Here is a 20,645-nt window from a genome sequence, read left to right as displayed (position 1 = left end):
TAATTTTTACAATTTAGAGTTAAAGTTTCGACAAACCTTACGTCTCTTATGAAAACAACTCATTGTTGATCAGCATTGGGATGACCAAGCCCACAACAACAGCCGATAATACCACAATCCAATCGCGTCTTGAAAACCTGAAGATGGTTTGGCATAAGAAACCTAAAAACAGGACCACAAAAACAATGATGATCTGAGCCAATTCAATACCCAATGCAAATTCTACCAAGGGCATCAGTTTATTTTCTGCACGGCCGACAAACATTTTAAATTCGCCTGCAAAACCAAGTCCGTGGATCAACCCGAAAAATAAAGTTGATAAAAACAGAATTCCAATCTTTTCGCTCGTCGCTTTTTTGCCTGCAGTAAAAACATTGTAGAGCGCCACGACCAAAATTGTTATAGGAATCAGGAACTCAATCAAACTGGCATCAACACTGACAATACCATAAACGGCCAACACTAAACTAACAGTATGGCCTAATGTGAACATGGTCACCAACAAGATGATGCGTTTCCAATCTTTGAACATATAAGGCACGGTAAGGACTAGTAAAAATAGGACATGGTCGTATGCGTTGATGTCCAAAACATGGTTCATGCCGTACTTTACGTTAAACCAAAAATTGTCGAGCATAAGGTTGTTATTTGGGTAGCATCAAAGGTACAAGGAATGGGTTAAGCTGCAAAATATATTATAAAAAACAACCGGCCTGAAAATCCTAAAATCAGCGTTTTATGTGTCCAGATTACTTTTTATTCTTCACGATAAAACCCTGAGACTTTAATTTGTATTGAATGCTATGATTAAACGTAAAGTGCGCGAACTTTATTGTAAGGAATATCATGATGGAAACCCTAATGATGTTCATGCGACTTCGTGAACTTCGCAAAAAAATTTAGCGCTCCTTGGGATTGATGAAGTGATGGCCCAGGATTTCTCAAAGTTAAGTTGAAATTGAAGTCAGGAAACACAAAACGGGCCTGCCCGTCCGTAGTGAAGCACAGGCGGGCCTGCCCGTCCGTAGCTAGTGCGAAAGCGGAAAATACGAAACTTTGAACCTGAAACTTAATTATGACTTCCGATGCGGCAACAGCGGAGGCGGTTCGCCATTAAACGGGTTCCATCGGCCAATGGTTCGTGCTTCCATTCCGGCAGCGCTGATCACCGCTCTGTCGCCATAACGTTCGCGCATTTTGTCAATGGCCGTGTTTAAGTTGAGGTACTTGGTGTCGTCGTCAAACAAATTGACCTGATGTCCACCTTCTACCAAATGGCTGAATTTGACCCCAATCAAACGCACCAAAAGGCGTCGGTTATAAAGTTTTTCGAATAGATCGAGAACGACTGGAATGATATTATGGTCCATGGCACTGTACGGAATGCGTTGCTGTTGTGTGTAGGTCTGAAAATCAGAATAACGGATTTTAAAGGTCACGCAGGCGGTCAACTTATTGCCACGACGTAATTGATAGGCCAGGTTTTCGGCCATGGCAATAATAATTCCTTTCAATCTGGTCACATCGGTGGTGTCTTTATTGAAGGTGCGTTCCGTAGAAATGGATTTGCGCTCTTGGTATTGAACCACTGGCGAATTGTCGATACCGTTGGCTTTGTTCCAAATGCTCAAGCCGTTTTTTCCAAGCACTTTGTACATGAGTTCCATGGGCATTTCCTGAACGGTCCTGATTTGTTTGATGCCCAAATCGCATAAAGATTTATAGGTGACATCGCCAACCATCGGGATTTTCTTAACGGACAACGGTGCCAAAAATGGTTTTTCTTCGCCTGAGGGAATACGGATTTCATTATTGGGTTTGGCTTCGCCGGTGGCGATTTTGGAGACCGTTTTGTTGAGCGACAATCCAAACGAAATAGGCAATCCGGTTTCTTTGATGATACGTTGACGCAATTCGGAAGCCAATTTGTGGCAACCGAAAAATTTGTCCATCCCCGTCAAATCGATATAAAATTCATCAACCGATGTTTTTTCATAAAGCGGGACGCTGTCTTTGATGACGTCTGTTACATTTTGGGAAAACTTGGTGTAAGTGCCAGCATCGCCACGAAGAATAATGGCTTCTGGACATAATTGTTTGGCCATGCGCATGGGCATTGCGGAATGGATGCCAAATTTCCGTGCCTCATAACTACAGGAGGCCACAACGCCTCTATCGCTCGTGCCGCCAATCAGGACCGGTTTCCCAATCAGGCGACTGTCGAGCAGGCGTTCGCAGGACACGAAAAAGGTATCTAAATCCATGTGGACTATGGAGCGTTTGTGGAGCATTTTTTTTAAAAGAATTAAGAATCAAGAATCAAGAACAAAGAACAAAGAACAAAGAATCGAGACTGTTTCTAAGAAGGGTGCTTTTACGAAAGGAAATCAAGATTTGCTTTCGACTCATTAATGAATAACGTTTTTTAGATATTTTATTTGGTGTTAGAGTTGCCTTTCAAATACATTTCAGGGGTCATTATGGCTAATGTGCTTTTTTTAAAATCTTTTATATTCCTTGTTAAAATGACTTTAATTTTTCCTTTTCCTATAGCAGAGAAATTTTGTAAAGCATCTTCAAAATCCTTGAATTGAGAATTTAACGCATTTAAGACGACGGTTTTATCCATATCAGCAATGTCGATAATGGTTAGAAGCTGTTTTAATCTTTCAATAATAATGTCATGCTTTCCAATTTTTCTCAATAAATAATAAATATTTGAAATTGCTACAGGAGTTATAAATCCTTTTATTTTTTGTTCTTCACATAAGTTCAAAACTTTTGCGGCATATTTGGAATAGGGTTCTCGATCAAAGAAAAAATCCAATATGACATCGGTGTCTATAAGTACATGATCCATTCTATAAATATTTTTCTTCTAATCGTTTCGTTAATTCTTTCTTGTAATCTATTTTTTTAGATGTTTTAAAAGAGCCTTTTAGGGATTTTACAATTGGATGAAGAGTTTTCTCGCTTTGTTGACGTTCTTCCATGGTTAATATTTTGAGATAATTTTCAATAATATCGGATAGGCTACGATTTTTCTCTTTTGCATATTTTTTTGCCTTTTCTATGACTTCCTTTTCGATTGTCAATGTCAATTTCGTACTCATAACTTGTTGTTTTTTATAAAGATAATAAAAAAATAAATGCACGTGTATTATTTAATATATTTATACGTATTCTTAATGGTTGTCTACCTATCGGGAAGCGGATATTTGAATAGGTGATCTTTTAGGTTTTAATCTCACTCTCGGCATCATTCCGCCCTGAAAGTCCTCTTCCTCTCGGGAAGGGGATTTAGGGGATGGGATTTTATACCTCGGGTCTTCAATCACTGCCAAGTGTTCCATGCTACTCACTTCAATGGTGACACAATCAAATTCAATTACCACTTTACCTGTAATCTTATAAATACCTTTGCCCCTAAAAGGGAATTTGGCTGCCACCGGCGGAAAATGGACGGTGTCTACAAAATCGCCATCACGATCCAAAAAGTTTCCAAAATGCATGATTTTGCCGCTGGTCGTCTTGGTGTTTTTGAGGGTGATGAGATAGCCTTCAATGGTGATCATCTTTCCTTCCAGGGCTTGCAAATCTGTTGCTCGCAATGGGTTTGCCGAACGTTTTTCCAAGAGATGAAACGGGTTACAAAGTGGAAAACCCAACAATTCAATTTCGTCAAAAGCATTTTCCAAGGCTGTACTTGGCAATTCTGGCGTTTTATACTGGATTCGTTCAGTCTTAAATAATGTGACAACCTGCTCTTGTAAGGCATGCTTGCTGATCTTTAAATGGGCTTCCCAGAGCAGTTCGCGTTTATTGTTTCCGGTAAATCGGAAGGCATTTATTTTTATCAAGATCGAAATCTGTTCTATGGAAATCGGGACCCGTTCAATGAAGTCGTCCAAACTTAAAAAATCGCCTTGGGCATGACGTTCTTTCACGATGCGCTGGATGGTCTTTGACTCCAAGGACTGCAGGAACATAAATCCGAGGTAAATGGTTTTGCCATGAATGACAGTTTGTGTAAAACTCGTATTTATGCAGGGTGCTTCTATGAGGCCACCATCCATTCGGGCTTCATGGACATAGAGTTCTGTGCTGTAAAATCCGCCAAAATTATTGATGGTTGCCACCATATACTCCAATGGAAAATAGGCTTTTAAAAATAAGCTTTGGTAGCTTTCCACGGCATAGGACGCTGAATGGCCCTTTGCAAACGCATACCCAGCAAAACTTTCAATCTGTCGCCAAATATCTATCACTAAACCATCAGGTTTTCCGGTCTTTTTACAGTTGTCAAAAAATTGTTGTTTCACTTTCATGAACTCATCACGCGATCGAAATTTTCCTGACATGCCACGACGTAGCATATCGGCTTCTCCAAGTGTGAGGCCGCCAAAATAGTGTGCTACTTTTATAACGTCTTCTTGATACACCATCACGCCAAAGGTTTCTGGCATGAGATCGAGTAAGACTTTGGGCGCATCCTTTCGGCGCGCTGGATCACGATACCGCAGAATATATTCGCGCATCATGCCACTTTTGGCAACGCCGGGGCGGATTACGGAACTTGCCGCTACCAAGCCCAAATAACTGTCCACTTGTAATTTCCGCATCAGCATGCGCATGGCTGGAGATTCTACATAGAAACAGCCGATGGCTTTGGCGTTTTTAAGCAAGTATTTGATACGTGCATCTTGTTTGAACCGTTGAATATCATGGATGTCGATAGGCGGCTTTTCGGGATGGTTATAGGCGACAATCTCTGTAGCTTCCTTAATTTTCCCGAGGCCACGTTGGCTTAAAATATCAAATTTGTACAAACCGATATCTTCTGCCACGACCATATCAAATTGAGTGGTGGCATAGCCTTTTGGCGGCATAAAAGTAGCGCCATAGTAATGAATGGGTTTTTCTGAAATGATAATACCACCGGCATGAATACCCAAATAATTCGGAAAACCTTGAATATGCGTACTGTATTTAATGACGAGTTGAGACAGGTTGTCCAATTGGTTAATATGGTATTTTCCTCTGGTGAGCTTGTCCATTTCCGATTTTGGCAAACCAAACACTTTCCCCAATTCCCGTACGGAGGCTTTAAACTTGAAAGTATTGTACACGGCAATCAAAGCGGTGTTTTTAAATCGGTTGAAAATAAAGTCGGTAATATCATCGCGGTCTTTCCACGAGAAATCAAGGTCAAAATCGGGTGGATTCTGTCTGAAAACATTGATAAAACGCTCAAAATAGAGATCGAGTTCCACCGGATCTACATCCGTTATCCGAAGCAAATAAGCCACAATGCTATTGGCGCCACTGCCCCGACCAACGTAGAAATAATTTTTACTGCGTGCGTATTTCAGAATCTTCCAATTGATCAAAAAATAGGATACGAATCCTTTCTGTTCAATGATGGACAGTTCTTTTTCGATACGTTTGAAAATGCGCTCTCCAGGATTTTTATACCGGTAATGGATGCCGTCGTAGGTGAGTTTTTTAAGCAGTCTAAAATCCAATGCCTCATTGTTGGTGTAGCATCGCTGGTTATTGGGGTTTTCATGTGAAAAGTCAAAATCGATCTGACACTTTTTGAGAATGGACGCTGTGTTTTTTAAAAGCTCTGGAAATTCATTATAAGTATCGCACAATTCCTGATAGGGCAACATTCTGTCCGTCTCCTCTCCCTGCTCACTTTTGGTAAGTTTGCTCAACAAGGTGTTATTGTCAATGGCGCGTAATAAACGATGGGTATTAAAATCCTTTTTACTCTGAAATGACACGGTCTTTAACACGACCAATTTGTTCCTTAAGACATTCCATTTGGAGAATTTGAGATGGTTCAAATCCTTTGGTTTGATGCCCAGGAATTCGTTCTCTTTGAGTTGGTATGTTTTTTTATGGATGTAGGGATAAATCACAAAGACGTCTTCCAATTCGGGAGCAATTTCCGGGATTTCCAATTCAGGGTTATGTAAGAATTCTGATAGGTAATCGTTGATGTTCTTAAACCCATGATTGTTTTTGGCAATGAGGATAAATTGCTGTTGGACACCATTCCTGAAATCGATACCCAAAACAGGTTTGATCTTGTATTTTGAGGATAATCTTACGAAATCCAAGCAGGCGGAGGTGCTGTTGATATCCGTCAAAGCCAAGGTCTGCAAGCCATTTTCTGAAGCAATCGCAAGCAACTGCTCGGGCTTAATAGTGCCGTAGCGAAGGCTGTAGTAAGTGTGGCAGTTGAGATACATTTTTTCTTATTTATTGATATTTTTCAAAGTTAGCTATTATATGTAGTATTGATTGCTTATATTTGTAGCAAGTTGTGAATTCAGGATTCAGGATTCAGGATTCAGGATTCAAGATTTAGGATTCAGGAAACAAGCCTGCCCGTCCGTAGCAAAGCGGAGGCGGGAAACAAGAAATAAGAAAATGAAACATATCCAAGCAAATATCAAACACCTACGTTCTTTAAAGGAACTTTCGCAAGAGCGTTTTGCCGATGAATTGGGTTGGTCACGATCCATCGTTGGGTCTTATGAAGAAGGACGTTCGGAGCCGCCAATTGATCGATTGATCGATTTGTCCAATTATTTTAAAATCCCCATTGACATTTTAGTCAGAAATGATTTGCGAAAAGCCAAAGACACGTCCTTTATTGACATTGGCAGTAAGCGGGTCCTCTTTCCAATTACGGTCAATGAAGACAATGAAGACCTCATTGAGATTGTTCCGGCAAAAGCTTCGGCAGGGTATTTGTCTGGATATGATGATCCGGAATATATTGAGCAGTTACAAAAAATCAAATTGCCCTTTCTGCCCACCGGAACCCATCGCGCTTTTCCTATCAAAGGCGATTCCATGTTGCCCGTAAAGGACGGTTCTTTTGTGGTCGCAAAATTTGTGGAAGATATCCGGGATGTGAAAAACGGACGTACCTATGTTGTATTGACCAAGGATGATGGCTTGGTTTATAAACGTGTCTATAATTTGATAGAGGATAAGAACGTTTTGTTGCTGAGCAGCGACAATAAAGTGTATCAGCCTTATGAAGTTCCTATTGAAAATGTATTGGAGCTTTGGGAATTTACCTGCTGTATCAACACTCAGGAATACGACGAAAAAGAACTGAAAATGAGCAGTATTATGGCGATGTTCCAAGAATTGAAGGTGGAATTGGAGGCAGTTCAAAAAATGGCATAATGGCAAAACCCAAAACAACCTATACCATTATTGATGTGGAAACCACTGGGCGGGGCAACAAGATTACTGAAATTTCCATTTTTAAACATGATGGGGAAAAGGTTCTTGAAGAGTTCACGTCACTGGTCAATCCCGAGGCGTTAATTCCAGATTATATTACGGCATTGACGGGTATTGACAATGCGCTGGTTGCTGATGCCCCAACCTTTGCGGAGATTTCGGAAGCTATTCTTTCCATTACTGAAGACAGCATTTTTGTGGCCCATAATGTCAATTTTGACTATAACGTCATTCGTAATGAATTCAAAGCGATTGGTGGCGATTTCAGACGGCGGAAGTTATGTACGGTGCGCTTATCCCGAACCTTATTCCCAGGATTTCGATCGTATAGTTTGGGGAAATTGTGCAATTCCTTAGAAATTACTTTAGTGGATAGACATCGCGCACGAGGCGACGCCGAAGCAACCGTGACGTTGTTTGAGAAGTTATTGGCCCATGGTCATTCGGATACTGTTTTTTCCGATTTCCTTAAAAAAGGGTCTAAAGAAGCGACGCTGCCTTCACATTTGCCAAGTGCTATTTTTGAAGGTATCCCGAATGGTCCGGGAATTTATTATTTCAAAAACAAAAAAGGAAAAATCATTTATGTAGGCAAGGCCATCAATCTTAAGAAACGGGTCTTAGGGCATTTCTACGATAAAAAAGAAAAGGAACTTAATCTTTGCCGGGAAACGGCCCATATTGATTTTGAACTTTCGGGAAGCGATCTCGTAGCCCGACTGATGGAAGATGCCGCCATCAAGCATCATTTTCCCATATATAACCAAGCGGCCAAGCGCGTACCAAAACCGTATGCCGTGTTTAGTTATGAAGATCGGCAGGGCGTTCAGCACTTGGCATTCAATACGCTGAAGTCAACTCCCCATCCGTTGCAAGTTTTTCACAGTATTCGCGATTGCCGACTTTATTTAGAGCACGTATGCGAGCAATTTGAACTATGTCCCAAATATTGCCATTTACAGGAAAATGTCTGGACCTGCTCGCATTACAAGCTGACCACTTGCAAAGGCGTCTGTAGAGATGAAGAATCGGTTGGAATCTATAATGAACGTGTGAAGTTGGCAATTGATTATATGGCCAATTCCAATCAGAATTTGGTTTTAAGAGAAAAAGGTCGCCATCTAGAAGAAGAAGCTTTTGTGCTCATCAAGAACGGCCTCTATCTTGGTTATGGTTTTGTTGAGAAATCAGAACAAATTACAAATACTGAGGATTTGGAGACCTTCTTAATCCCGCAGAAAGAAACTACTGAAGTTCAAGGGATTTTGAGAAAATTGTTGTTGCAGCCTTCGGGTGTTCAGGCTTTGCATTTTGAATGACTTCAACATATATGATGTAGTAAGGTTAAGAAGATATTGTTTTAGTTCATCAAAACAGACTTTATACCCTTCGAGTTTATTAGTGTTCTTAGGAATATTCTGGTATAAGGACCCAACTTTTAGCTTTTTACTATGAATGTTTTCTTAACTATCCTATATTAGTATTCAAATTGAACCCCTGCTCCTATGAAACACGTTTGCATGATGTTACTGGCTCTGTGCGGCCTAATGTCGCATGGCCAAAAGAAACTCCCTTTTGTTGATTATGAATCAATTCTCACTTCTGTTTCTGAAAGTGCTGAAAAGGAAGATTATGATGAGGTGCTGAAACAACTGTATCGCATCCATAAAAACGATTCTACCTATTGCTCGATATTGACTACCAAATCTTATTACTACATCCTTCAGGAAAAATATGATAAAGCATTGGCGACTACAAATGAAGGTTTAGAGATGAACTGTGAAGGCGGTTCCAAATTATTCCTTTTAATTAATAAAGGAGTGAGTTATTCTAACAGCGAGAATTACGAAGAAGCACTGAAGGTTTATGAAACAGCCTTAAAATTGTATCCCAGGAATGCCAAATTGTGGTTCAATAAGGCTATCGCTTTAGAAAATTTAAACAATTTTCCAGCGGCTATTGAGGCCTATCAAAATACAATACTGTATAATCCGCTGCACAGAAATGCCCACGTGCGATTGGGAAATGTATGCTATCGTCAACAGCTTATGTCCCAGGCCTTAATGTGCTATAATATGGCCTTAATGATCGAACCTGATACCGAACGAGCGTTCGCTTTATTAAAATATGTCAATGATGTTGTCGCAGATAAAAATGAGAGTGAATCTGTACCTAATTTAGTGGTTTCTCCCGATGATGACGCTTTTGAGGATATTGATCTTATTTTGAACAACAGAATTGCATTGAACGCCAATTATCCAATCGAAACACAAATCCCCATTCCTTTAGTAAAGCAAAATCATGTGCTGTTGCAGCAATTGCAATCCTTTGAAGGCGATAACGGTTTTTGGGATAAATACTATGTGCCATTTTACAATTGGATCTATGCAAATAATTATTTTGAGGATTTTACCTATACGGTCAATTATGCCGTAAAAAATGAAGCTTACAAAAAAATCATAGAAAAAAATGAAGACAAGGTATTAGGTTTTATAAAAAGCTATAGTGAAAAATGGTTTGAGATTTTGAGTGAAAATGTCAGGGAAAACATGGCGCATCATTATTCCGAAGGGAATTTATTGGCTGAAGGACCTCGAAATGGTGATGTATATGTTGGGGATTGGACATTTTACGATGCCAATGGTAGATTGTCGAGCACTGGATTTTTTAATGAGAAAGGTGAGCGTCAAAACACCTGGACTTGGTTTCATGAAAACGGAGCAATCAAAGAAATTGCAACCTATAAAGACGGAAAATTAAACGGGGAGAACAGGTTGTTTTATGATGATGGGAGCCCGTATGTCCTGACGACATTATTGGACGATGAATTCGAAGGAGAATACAAATATTATTTAGAAACCGGTGGATTAAAACAGAAAAAATTCTATTCTAATGGGAAGCTGGATGGTAGGTATTTAGCCTACTTTGACGTTGGTGAAGACTTATTGGAATATGATACAAATTACAAAGAAGGTGAGATCTCTGGCGATCTTATTGAGTACTATGCTGATGGAAAGATTTTTTCTGTGGTTAATTTTAAAAATGATAAACGCCACGGAAAGGAAATTCAATATTATTGGAATGGAAATAAGTCTCTCGACGCCGATTATAGTGAAGGTGACCTCCAGGGTGCATATATCACCTATCATTCTAATGGTAAGATAAAAGATATTGGACAAGCTGATAAGGGATATTTTAATGGTCCATGGAAATCATATTTCTATGATGGCACCTTAAATGCAGAATACACATATAATGAAGGAGATTTTGAAGGCGGTTATAAAACTTACGATGTAGATGGTGTACTACTTTCAGATTTTCAATATAAAAAAGGTGATATCATCAGTTATAAATTTTATGACAAATCTGGGAAAACCTTTTCTGAAGGCAGTAAAAAAGAAGGAGAGTTTTTCTATGAAGGGTATTATGCAAATGGGAATAAATCATCAGAAGGTAAATATGACGTCAGTGGCGGCAAAACAGGCCATTGGAAGTTTTACGGACAGAATGGAATACTTAGTAGCGATGGCGAATTTCAAAACAATGAACCAATAGGTGTCCATACTACTTATCATAAATCTGGAAAGACCATGTCCATTTCAGATTATAATATCGAAAACGGAAGTACCTATTACCAATATTTTTATCTTAACGGACAATTGCAAAATCAGGGTTGGTATAAGGATGGCTTAGAACATGGCGAATGGCATTTTTATTATATAGATGGCACTTTGGAGGCGACTCGTTTTTACCATAAGGGCGATTTACATGGCCTACAGAAAAATTTTAAAGTAGATGGAACTATAGAAAGTCATACCGTCTATAACTTTGGTCGGCCAATTGAAGAATCGTATTTCAATACTCATAATGAGCAATATGAATCTTTCAAGTTTAAAGATGCTGAAAAAACCCACAAACTCGTAACCCATTATCAAAATGGCAATATCCAATCAGAAATTCCTTATGTCAACGGTGTTCAGCATGGACCATATAAGTTCTATGATTTTTATGGAGCGGTAGTAGTTTCTGGGAATTATAATAACGGGAATCAACATGGCGAATGGAACTGGTATTATGATGATGGTAAGCTTAGGGTTTCCGAAGTGTATTTGAACGGAAGCAGAAACGGCGCATCCAAACGCTACTATCAATCAGGGCAATTGGAAGATGATTATTTTTATGAAAATGGCTCCAAAGCGGGAACATGGTTGTCTTATCATGAAAACGGAAAACTGTTTACATCTACGGAATATGTCAACAACATGGTTGAAGGTAGAAAGGAACTGTTCAGTCCTTCCGGGAATTTGCAAATAGTTAGATTCTATAAAAATGATGTACTTATCGGATATACGTATCTCAATGCCGACGGCACTGAAAAGGAGATGATTCCTATCAAAAATGAAACAGCCCAATTGGAGGCATTTTATGATAACGGAAAACCTTCCAGAACCATGACTTTTATTAATGGAGAGGTTCATGGCGATTATAAGGCTTACTATTATAACGGACAATTGGAGCACCACAGTATTTATGACCATGGGGAATACAACGGTTTGGATATTGATTACTATGAGGACGGAGCAATAAAATCCAGAGAAAACACGCTTTACGGCTTGCGAAACGGAATCTCCGAACAGTTTTATGAAAACGGTAAATTAAAGCAATCCGTCAATTATCTTAATAATGAAAAACATGGCGAAGCGAAATATTATAGCGAAACAGGAAAGCTCACCAAAACTGAATACTATGCCAATGGTCTTATCTATGATTCAAAAAGCTGAACCTACAATTTTATATGTAATTCTTTGTTTGTTATTACTCATTCCTTCAGAAATAAAAGCCCAATATTCGCCTGAATTTGAACTCAACAAAGCTAAATATCCAGAATCCAATAAGGTGAGATTGTTGGATGAAGTTTTAATTTCTGTACAATTGAAGAATGATGAGATTGAAATTCGGCAATCTTTTGTGGAAGAAGACTTATTTCTGGATGAAATGGCAACCTATGGTTCGAAAAGGGCATTAAACTTTTCTTCTTTTTTTGAACTACAGTCGGTGGAGGCCACTTCCTACGAGTTTAAAAACGGAAAATACACGGCTTATAAGGTCAATAATTTTGTGGAAAAGGACGAAATGGGCGATGCTTTTCACGATGATATTAAATCTGTGAATTTCATATATCCCAATTTATCCATTGCGGGAAAAACAAAATTGGCATATACGGAGATTGTCAAGAACCCGCGCTTTCTGAGACCAATCTACTTTGCTGACTTTTTCCCAATCCAGCATAAAAAAGTGACGCTAATTGCAGATAAAAACATTCAATTTAAATTTCAGGAATTCAATACGTCAAATTACGATGTCATGTTTTCCCAAAAAGAAAAGAGAGGTGACATCATTTATACCTGGGAGCTTAAGAATATTGATAAGTTCAAACATGAATCCAATATTCCGAGCTATGGTCGTTTGTTACCACATATCGCACCTATTATAACTTCCTATAGCTCACAAGGAAGAACCACCAATGTCCTCAATGATGTGTCCGATCTCTACCAATGGTATTATTCTATGGTCAAGGACATTAATCAAGCACCTTCAGATCCTGATTTAATTGTATTGGTGGATGATCTTATCAAAGGCCAAAAAACAGATGTGGATAAAGTCAAAGCCATTTATTACTGGACCCAAAAAAACATCAAGTACATTGCTTTTGAATATGCTCTCGGAGGGTTTATCCCAAGAGAAGCCAACGATGTGTTCAAAAAGAAATATGGCGATTGCAAGGACAATTCCAGTCTGTTGTATGAAATGCTCAAGATTGCTGGACTGGATGGGCAATTGACTTGGATAGGTACCAGAACCATTCCTTATACTTATAGTGAATTGCCAACACCTTATGTAGATAACCACATGATTTTATCAATAGATATTAATGGTAAAACCTATTTTCTCGACGCCACCGGACGCTATTTACCTTTAGAAATGCCGTCTTCTTTTATTCAAGGCAAGGAAGCATTAATCGCTAAAAACGAAACTGATTTTGAAATTAAAGTGGTTCCGGTGATGGCACCAAAAACGAATACTTTTAGAGAGCAAACATCGCTGCAATTGGATGGGAATGCACTTATTGGAACAACTAAAACCGAGGTTTCAGGGTATTATAAAATCGATTTTTTTAATCAACTTGAAGCCGAAAACACCCCCATAAAGACCAAGGAATATTACACTCGGAAATTGCAAAAGGCTAATAATAAGTTTCTGATTGATGAGGTGAAAGAGACCAATAAGTACGATTATGATAAAAACTTGATTATAGATTATACGTTTAAAGTTGGTGATTATGCCAAGAAATTAAATGATGAAATCTATATCAATCTTAATCTCAATCAGAACATTTCCAATTTTAAAACCGAAGATAACAGACAAAATGATAGTGAGGTCAAATATAAAAGCTACTATGATTTTGAAACAATTTTAGCAATTCCTGAAGGTTATGCCATAGATTATATGCCAGACAATTTTTCATTGCAAAACGATTATTTTGACTGTCAAATAAGTTATGAGCCATCAGAAAACACCATTATCTACAAACATCAATTGGAGATGAAATTTTTAAATCTTAATTCTAAACAACAAAAGGAAGTTAATCAGGCCATTAAAACAGTGGAGAAAAACTTTAAAGAAATTGTTGTCCTAAAAAAACAATAGTATATGAGACCATTCGCATGTTTTTGCCTTCTTTATATCGCCGGAATGCTTACCACTTTGGCACAGCCGTTTTACAAATCGTATGATTGGGATACCAATCCAGAATATTCCAACGGATCTTTTGCCAATGAACACATGGCTTCTTTGAAGGAAAAAATCGTAACGGAATTTTATTTTGACGATGATGGTATTTTAACAGAATATTTTTTAGAGCATAAAGTGTATTATCTTAATTCTGATGATACTATTGAAGAATTTAATAAGGTGTATTTGCCCTACGCTTCCGATGCCCAATTGGAATTGAACAAGGCACGGGTGATAACTGCTTCTGGTCAAATAATTAATCTGGACGATTCTAAAATCTTAACCGCTACAAACAATGAAACCAACAAAACATATAAGTATTTTGCTTTTGAAGGAATTGAAAAGGGTAGTTTTATAGAGTATTTGTATGTGGTAAAACGCAGTCCTGTTTACAAAGGAAAACGCATTGATTTCCAGTCCAATTTCTCGAAAAACAATCTGGAATTTGATCTTTATGCGCCCTCAAATCTTTTGTTCAAATTCAAAAGCTATAATGGATTGCAGGAGATGGTAAGAGACACTATTATTGAGAATAAGAACCGTTGGTCGCTGCAAATTCCGGAGGTGGAATTGTTGGAAAGAGAAGATCTTGCTGCTTATGATGCGGACAGACAATTTCTGATATATGCCTTGAATGAGAATACAGCAAGTAGGGCTAAGGATATTAGTTCGTACGCAAATGTATCCCAAAACAGCTACGAGTATTACGTCGGGGAACTTCCAAAAAAGGAATTGTCAGTCTTGAAAAATTTATTGAAGGAAATTGAGTTTAAGGAAGATGAGGCTATCGATGAGAAAATAAGAACCATTGAATCTTATATTAAAACCAACTTTTTCATCACTGAGGGGAGCACTGACCAATTGTCCTCCCTATTGGATGTGCTCAAAGATAAAGTGGCCAATGAAAGAGGAATTGTAAAGTTGTATGCTTCAATTTTTAATCACTTGAAAATTAAGTTTGACTTTATTTACACTTGTGGACGGGACTATATGAGATTTGATAAGGATTTTGAGGCCAATATTTTTTTGACCGATGTGCTGTTTTATTTTCCGAAAACCAAAAAATACATGTCTCCATCTGAAATGGATTCCCGATACGGATTCCCACCACCAAATTTAACCGATACTTATGGGCTGTTCATTAAGGAGGTTGTCATTGGAGACTTCAAATCGGCTATTGGAAAGATAGACTATATCCATCCTGTGACAGCTGATATTACAACCGATAAAATGTTGATTGATGTCTCCTTTGACGATGAAGACGTCAGCAATGTTACCATAAAAATGGATAAATCAATGACGGGGTATTATGCCATGTATATTCATCCGTTTATGGATTTGATCAAACCTGAAGATAAGGTGGAGCTCATTGAAGGGTTTGCGAAAAACATTGATAAGGATGTGCACATTACTGAAAAAAAGGTCAATAATGGCAGTCCAAAATTATTTGGTATAAAACCTTTACAATTTGTTCTAGATTTTAACTCTAACGCCTTTGTGGAAAAAGCAGGAAAAAAATATTTATTTAAGGTGGGCGATTTGATTGGCCAGCAAATGGAAATGTATCAAGAAAAGAAGCGTGTGTTGCCAATAGAGAACGAGTACCAACGGAGTTACTATAGAACGCTGACCATTACTATCCCAGAAGGATATGCCGTGGCAAATTTGGAGGACATTAATATCGATAATGTGTATTCTGAAAATGGAAAGGAATTATTGAGTTTCAAATCATGTTATGAACTTAATGGAAATACACTTATAATCACGGCGGATGAGCATTATAGAATCAATCATATTAGCACGGAGGTTTATGAAGATTATAGAAAGATCATAAATAGCGCCGCCGATTTCAATAAGATCACTCTGATTTTGGAACCGAAGTAGCAATCACGCTCAAATAAAATTAGACCTTATTGACCCATTTTAATGGGTTCTGTGTTACGAATAAGCTATTAAAGAAATCTATATGGAACCGAAGGTTGAGGATTCCATGTTGTTTGTAAAGAATGGATCTTTTTGAATGCAAAGTTTGTGGCAGATATTTTGGATGTGAAAAATCGACTAGGGTTGAATTGACCAAAGTTGATGCCGTTTCGTCATACGTATCCATTAGTGAAAGTGCGATAAATTTCTTCTGTATTTATATTTAGCAATCGTCCTACTACTTATAACTATCACTAAATGAGCATGTTATTTTAATTTATTTTAAAAAAACACTTGTTTTTGGTTTTTTTTATAATTATTTTGGTAGGGTCGTTCTTATTAATTTTAATCCACCCTCAGTTATGAAGAAGCACTATGATTTTTTCGCAACCCTCTTCGCCATTCTTTTTTTTAACCTTCATAGTCATGGGCAAAAACTAATACCGATCAGTAATTTCCAGAAAGGAACAGTTGAAACTAAAAGTATCACCATTAATAAAGAGCTTTGTGGCACAGATTTCATTCATGATCAAAAAATGAAAGAAGATGCTCAGTACAGAGCCGGTCATCGGCGCACATTAGAATCTATGCAAAAGGTGAGTATGCAAAGAGGCGTACAGGCCAACGGTGTTTTACAAATTCCAATTGTAGTTCACGTTATGCATAAAGGCGAACCTGTTGGGATTGGTACTAATATTTCTGATGCCGATGTAAAAAGAGGTATAAGGTATCTGAATAATTTTTGGAGAAAAACAGAGGGTTCACTTGGTGATGGGATGGGCGTAGATATGAAAATTGAATTTGTTTTAGCTGTTCAAGATGAAGACGGACATTGCACCGATGGTATTTTGAGGGTAGATATGAGTAGTGTGACTGAGTATGTCAACAACGGCGTTAATATAAATAACTCAGATGGCATTGAAGATTATACGGCTGGAGGCGGTGTAAATTCTCTTAAGGAATACAGCATTTGGGACCCAAATAAATATTATAATGTTTGGATCGTAGATGAAATTGATAACAAGAATTGTTATAATGCAGGTTCAGAATCATATACCGCAGGATATGCATATTTTGCGTCTGCGCATGGTAGACCTTATGATGGTACGGTAGTTTTAAGCTGCTCGTATTTAGATGAATTTTCCAATACCTTTGCTCATGAGTTAGGACATGCTTTTAACTTACCCCATACTTTTAATGGGGACGACTCTACAGGAGATGGAAAGGGTGATCAATGTGGTGACGATGGTATTTTTGATACGCCAAGCCATATGAGAATAAGCTCAATAGACCCCCCTATTTATTGTGATAATAATGATTCTAATGAATGTGACGCGTCATTTGATCAAATAACAAATCCGGATACAGGCTTCAGAAGAAATACAGGGACACATCAAGATCACATGAGTAATTATATGAATTATACAAGTTGCCGGAGTGAATTTACTGGAGGACAGAGAGCGGTAGTGAATTCTGCACTGAATGACATTAGAGCTTCTTACCTAACGAGCTCTGCATTAACGCCACCTTCGCAAGCGGAAGTTCAGTTCACATCTCAAGTGAACCTTGCATGTTTGGGAGAAGAGGTAAGTTTTTACGATCAGTCTACCTGTTCGCCCAATAGTTATACAGATACTAGTTACGACGATGTATCATTTCTTTGGACTTTTGATAACAACGTGGATGAACCTTATACTTCAACGGATCAAAACCCTACTATAATATTTAATAACGCTGGCATTTATGATGTAACGCTTTCCATTACAAATGCACATGGAGCATCTAGTTTAACCAAAGCGGAAAGTATGACTGTTAGTGCAGGAATGGTGTCGGCGTGTGTTATCAGCAGTTTTAATAATGATCAGGATTATGGTCTCGGGGTTACCAATGTGTCATTTAATACCATCAACAAAGAAACCTACACTTTTATTCCAAAAACGGCCATGCAAGATTTTACCTGTTCTGATAACACCACAATTCATCTCGGATCTTCGTATGATTTAGTAGTCACCTATAGGTCAAGAGATAGTGGTGCACAACATACAGAAGTATGGATAGATTGGGACAATAACGGCATATTTGAAACTTCAAACAGTCATGGAATCAATGAGCGTGTTTTAACTCATGATATTGGGGTTAATTCAATCGGCTCACCTTCAGTCAGTATAACTCCGCCTGCCACGGCTGTCCTAAATACCTTATTGAGGATGCGGGTCATATCAGAATATACTAAAGCGCCTTTGGTGTGTGGCGATGGGTTGGCACAACGTGCGGATGATTATGGCGTGATGGTGGAAAATACGTTAAGTGTTAGTGAGTTTACAAGCCCTAAATTTAGGATGTATCCGAATCCGACCAAGGATGTTTTAACCTTTCACTTAGAAAACAATGGCCAAATCAAGGGATATAAAGTTTATGATATTACAGGTAAAAAAGTGATAAATATTGCAAAAACCGATAAAAACTCCATTGAGGTGTCAGGGCTTCCCAAGGGTTTCTATTTTGTTAAGGTAGAAACAGATACTGCAGAATTGGTGGGTAAATTTATTAAGGAATAAAGAGTTGAATGTGGTTTAGTACTTGGACAAATGCCCCGGAGTTAAATATATATGAAGCTGTTTCAATTAGTTTTGAGTCGGTTTCTTTCATGATAAGTTAGACCAAGTGAAAACCCAATCCTCCGATCATCAAAAAAATGATTTAGACGACTGTATAAATTTATCTAAAACAATTTTCAGGAGTAGACTTGTTCAGATGTGCACTTCAGATTTTGAACCTAGACATCTTCACTGCAATCGACATTTTTGTTAAAAAACAAAGCCCTTTGTCTTCTCAGGACAAAGGGCTTTTATTTTTAAAACCATAAATTTTTGTCCTTGATTACCAGAACAAGGCATATAAAACGGCAGTAATTAAACAAACCACCATGGCTCCAACATTGAACAAAGGTGTGGTTTTAAATAGGTCTTTTGTGATCTCTATACCTTTTGGATCGTCAGCACCTTTAGTCTGAAGGTAGCTTAACACCACGATAATGATCATGGTAAGAAGTGCTGTTATTCCCATTTGATGCATCCATGGCTCCAGGGCATCAATTGGTGCGAATTTAAGGATTAGGGCAATTGGAATCGATAGAATGGCGCCCCAAATTGCAGCGTTATTGGTGGTTTTCTTCCAGAATAAACCTAATAAAAATACCGCTAAAATCCCCGGACTCACAATACCTGTATATTCTTGGATAAACTGAAAGGCTTGATCGATGCCTCCTAAAAGTGGAGCCACGATAACAGCTATGATTAAAGCTACAGCACCCGAAATACGGCCAGCGCTTACCGTGGTTTTATCGGATGCGGTTTTATTGATATATTGTTTGTAAATATCCATGGTAAAAATGGTTGACGTCGAGTTTATCATTGACGCTAGTGAGGATACTATCGCCGCCGCTAAAGCAGCAAAAGCAATACCTTTTAGCCCTACGGGTAAAAACTGTAATAACCAAGGATAAGCTTTGTCGGCTTGGTCTGTAGTGGGTACGTTCAACATGCCTGCTTCGCCCAAATTGGCCATAATAGAAGGGTCATTAATCATAACAAAAGCGGCGATACCAGGTACCACAACAATCAATGGAATAAGGAGCTTTAGGAACGCTGCCAATAAAATTCCTTTTTGAGCTTCTTTTAAAGATTTGGCAGCTAAAGTTCTTTGAATAATATACTGATTGAATCCCCAATAATACAAATTGGCAACCCATAATCCTCCTACCAATACCCAGATACCTGGGAGATTGTTAAAGTTATCGTTGGCCTCATCCAGTATCATGTGGAATTTCTCCGGTGCAGCCTCCCAAATGGCTGAGAAACCAGCCATTGCACCTTCACCTCCGGACACCGTGTTCAATGCTAAATATGTAGTTACTAGACCTCCTAAAACTAAGAAAACAACTTGTATGACATCTGTCCATGCTACAGCAGATAATCCCCCATAAAGAGAATAGGCCGCGGCAAATAGAGCTAACCCGATAATGGCATAGATCATATCTACACCCATGATCGTTTCTATGGCTAAACCACCGAGATAAAGTACCGAAGCGAGATTTACAAAAACGTAAAGACCAATCCAAAAAACAGCCAATATGGTCTTCAGATTTGTTGAGAAACGTTTTTCAACAAACTCTGGAATGGTATAGAGTCCTTTTTCAATAAAAATGGGTAAAAAGTACTTTCCAACAATTAGAAGTGTTAAGGCAGCCATCCATTCATAGGATGCAATAGCAATACCCAGGGCAAAACCTGAACCAGACATCCCGATAAATTGCTCTGCCGAAATATTGGCAGCAATCAACGATGCCCCAATGGCCCACCAAGGCAAAGATTTACTTGCTAAAAAATAATCCTCTGCATTTTTTTGGTGTCCTTTTTTATCTCTGGAGACCCATAAACCTACGCCTAAAATAAGTGCTCCGTAGGCAATGAAAACTGCATAATCCCACGAATGAAAACCTGATGCCATAAATAGTTTGATTGAGTTAGTTTAGTTTTTATATCTCAAATATATGTAAATATTCTGTTTGACTATGGCTTACATTTTAATTTCTTAAAAACAAAAAAAATGTTTTAGCAAGGCTTTTCTATATATTTGTAATACTGCGGTTCCCAATG

The 20,645-nt window shown here is 38.3% G+C and carries 12 protein-coding genes; 6 read left to right on the top strand and 6 right to left on the bottom strand.

Translation table 11 applies throughout. The features are described from left to right. Positions 1-46 precede the first annotated feature (46 nt). From G6N06_RS08840 to G6N06_RS08820, 5 genes are all read right to left on the bottom strand, one after another. Positions 47-637, bottom strand: a complete 591-nt coding sequence (locus G6N06_RS08840) for a HupE/UreJ family protein (protein WP_163515995.1) — start codon at positions 635-637, stop codon at positions 47-49. Positions 638-1,073: 436 nt separating this feature from the next. After that, on the bottom strand, positions 1,074-2,291 hold the full coding sequence (gene dinB, locus G6N06_RS08835) for a DNA polymerase IV (RefSeq protein WP_163515993.1): 1,218 nt from the start codon (positions 2,289-2,291) through the stop codon (positions 1,074-1,076). 143 nt (positions 2,292-2,434) lie between these two features. Beyond that, positions 2,435-2,860 (bottom strand): type II toxin-antitoxin system VapC family toxin, encoded by a 426-nt coding sequence (locus G6N06_RS08830; protein ID WP_163515991.1) that lies wholly within the window; start codon positions 2,858-2,860, stop codon positions 2,435-2,437. Position 2,861: 1 nt separating this feature from the next. Further along, on the bottom strand, positions 2,862-3,113 hold the full coding sequence (locus G6N06_RS08825) for a DUF6364 family protein (RefSeq protein WP_163515989.1): 252 nt from the start codon (positions 3,111-3,113) through the stop codon (positions 2,862-2,864). A gap of 87 nt (positions 3,114-3,200) precedes the next feature. Then, entirely contained in the window at positions 3,201-6,260 is a 3,060-nt protein-coding gene (locus tag G6N06_RS08820) for a DNA polymerase III subunit alpha (protein ID WP_163515987.1), read from the bottom strand. A 181-nt stretch (positions 6,261-6,441) separates the two neighbouring features. Between G6N06_RS08820 and G6N06_RS08815 the strand changes: the two genes are divergently transcribed. From G6N06_RS08815 to G6N06_RS08790, 6 genes are all read left to right on the top strand, one after another. Next, entirely contained in the window at positions 6,442-7,212 is a 771-nt protein-coding gene (locus G6N06_RS08815; protein ID WP_163515986.1) for an XRE family transcriptional regulator, read from the top strand. Beyond that, entirely contained in the window at positions 7,212-8,591 is a 1,380-nt protein-coding gene (locus G6N06_RS08810) for an exonuclease domain-containing protein (RefSeq protein WP_163515984.1), read from the top strand. The genes G6N06_RS08815 and G6N06_RS08810 overlap by 1 nt, the downstream gene beginning before the upstream one ends. 201 nt (positions 8,592-8,792) lie before the next feature. Next, positions 8,793-12,053 carry a tetratricopeptide repeat protein gene (locus tag G6N06_RS08805; RefSeq protein WP_205334748.1) on the top strand — a complete coding sequence of 1,087 codons (3,261 nt, stop codon included), beginning with the start codon at positions 8,793-8,795 and terminating at the stop codon, positions 12,051-12,053. Then, complete coding sequence (locus G6N06_RS08800) at positions 12,019-13,980, top strand: transglutaminase-like domain-containing protein (RefSeq protein ID WP_240338020.1); 1,962 nt, start codon at positions 12,019-12,021, stop codon at positions 13,978-13,980. The genes G6N06_RS08805 and G6N06_RS08800 overlap by 35 nt, the downstream gene beginning before the upstream one ends. A 3-nt stretch (positions 13,981-13,983) precedes the next feature. Continuing rightward, positions 13,984-15,948 carry a DUF3857 domain-containing protein gene (locus G6N06_RS08795; protein ID WP_163515980.1) on the top strand — a complete coding sequence of 655 codons (1,965 nt, stop codon included), beginning with the start codon at positions 13,984-13,986 and terminating at the stop codon, positions 15,946-15,948. Between the two features lie 401 nt (positions 15,949-16,349). Continuing rightward, the gene (locus tag G6N06_RS08790; RefSeq protein ID WP_163515978.1) at positions 16,350-18,545 is read left to right on the top strand and encodes a T9SS type A sorting domain-containing protein; all 2,196 of its coding nucleotides are present in this window, start codon (positions 16,350-16,352) and stop codon (positions 18,543-18,545) included. Positions 18,546-18,867: 322 nt separating this feature from the next. Here G6N06_RS08790 and G6N06_RS08785 read toward each other — a convergent pair whose 3' ends face one another. Then, complete coding sequence (locus G6N06_RS08785) at positions 18,868-20,496, bottom strand: sodium/sugar symporter (RefSeq protein ID WP_163515976.1); 1,629 nt, start codon at positions 20,494-20,496, stop codon at positions 18,868-18,870. Between the last annotated feature and the right edge of the window lie 149 nt (positions 20,497-20,645).

The sequence above is a fragment of the Gelidibacter japonicus genome, assembly GCF_010725055.1.
Lineage (GTDB): Bacteria > Bacteroidota > Bacteroidia > Flavobacteriales > Flavobacteriaceae > Gelidibacter > Gelidibacter japonicus.
This window is presented reverse-complemented; position numbering and strand designations above follow the sequence as displayed.

Coding starts and splice junctions, on each gene's coding strand:
- G6N06_RS08840 (WP_163515995.1), bottom strand. CDS start 637: ATGCTCGACAATTTTTGGTTTAACGTAAAGTACGGCATGAACCATGTT.
- dinB (WP_163515993.1), bottom strand. CDS start 2,291: ATGCTCCACAAACGCTCCATAGTCCACATGGATTTAGATACCTTTTTC.
- G6N06_RS08830 (WP_163515991.1), bottom strand. CDS start 2,860: ATGGATCATGTACTTATAGACACCGATGTCATATTGGATTTTTTCTTT.
- G6N06_RS08825 (WP_163515989.1), bottom strand. CDS start 3,113: ATGAGTACGAAATTGACATTGACAATCGAAAAGGAAGTCATAGAAAAG.
- G6N06_RS08820 (WP_163515987.1), bottom strand. CDS start 6,260: ATGTATCTCAACTGCCACACTTACTACAGCCTTCGCTACGGCACTATT.
- G6N06_RS08815 (WP_163515986.1), top strand. CDS start 6,442: ATGAAACATATCCAAGCAAATATCAAACACCTACGTTCTTTAAAGGAA.
- G6N06_RS08810 (WP_163515984.1), top strand. CDS start 7,212: ATGGCAAAACCCAAAACAACCTATACCATTATTGATGTGGAAACCACT.
- G6N06_RS08805 (WP_205334748.1), top strand. CDS start 8,793: ATGATGTTACTGGCTCTGTGCGGCCTAATGTCGCATGGCCAAAAGAAA.
- G6N06_RS08800 (WP_240338020.1), top strand. CDS start 12,019: ATGCCAATGGTCTTATCTATGATTCAAAAAGCTGAACCTACAATTTTA.
- G6N06_RS08795 (WP_163515980.1), top strand. CDS start 13,984: ATGAGACCATTCGCATGTTTTTGCCTTCTTTATATCGCCGGAATGCTT.
- G6N06_RS08790 (WP_163515978.1), top strand. CDS start 16,350: ATGAAGAAGCACTATGATTTTTTCGCAACCCTCTTCGCCATTCTTTTT.
- G6N06_RS08785 (WP_163515976.1), bottom strand. CDS start 20,496: ATGGCATCAGGTTTTCATTCGTGGGATTATGCAGTTTTCATTGCCTAC.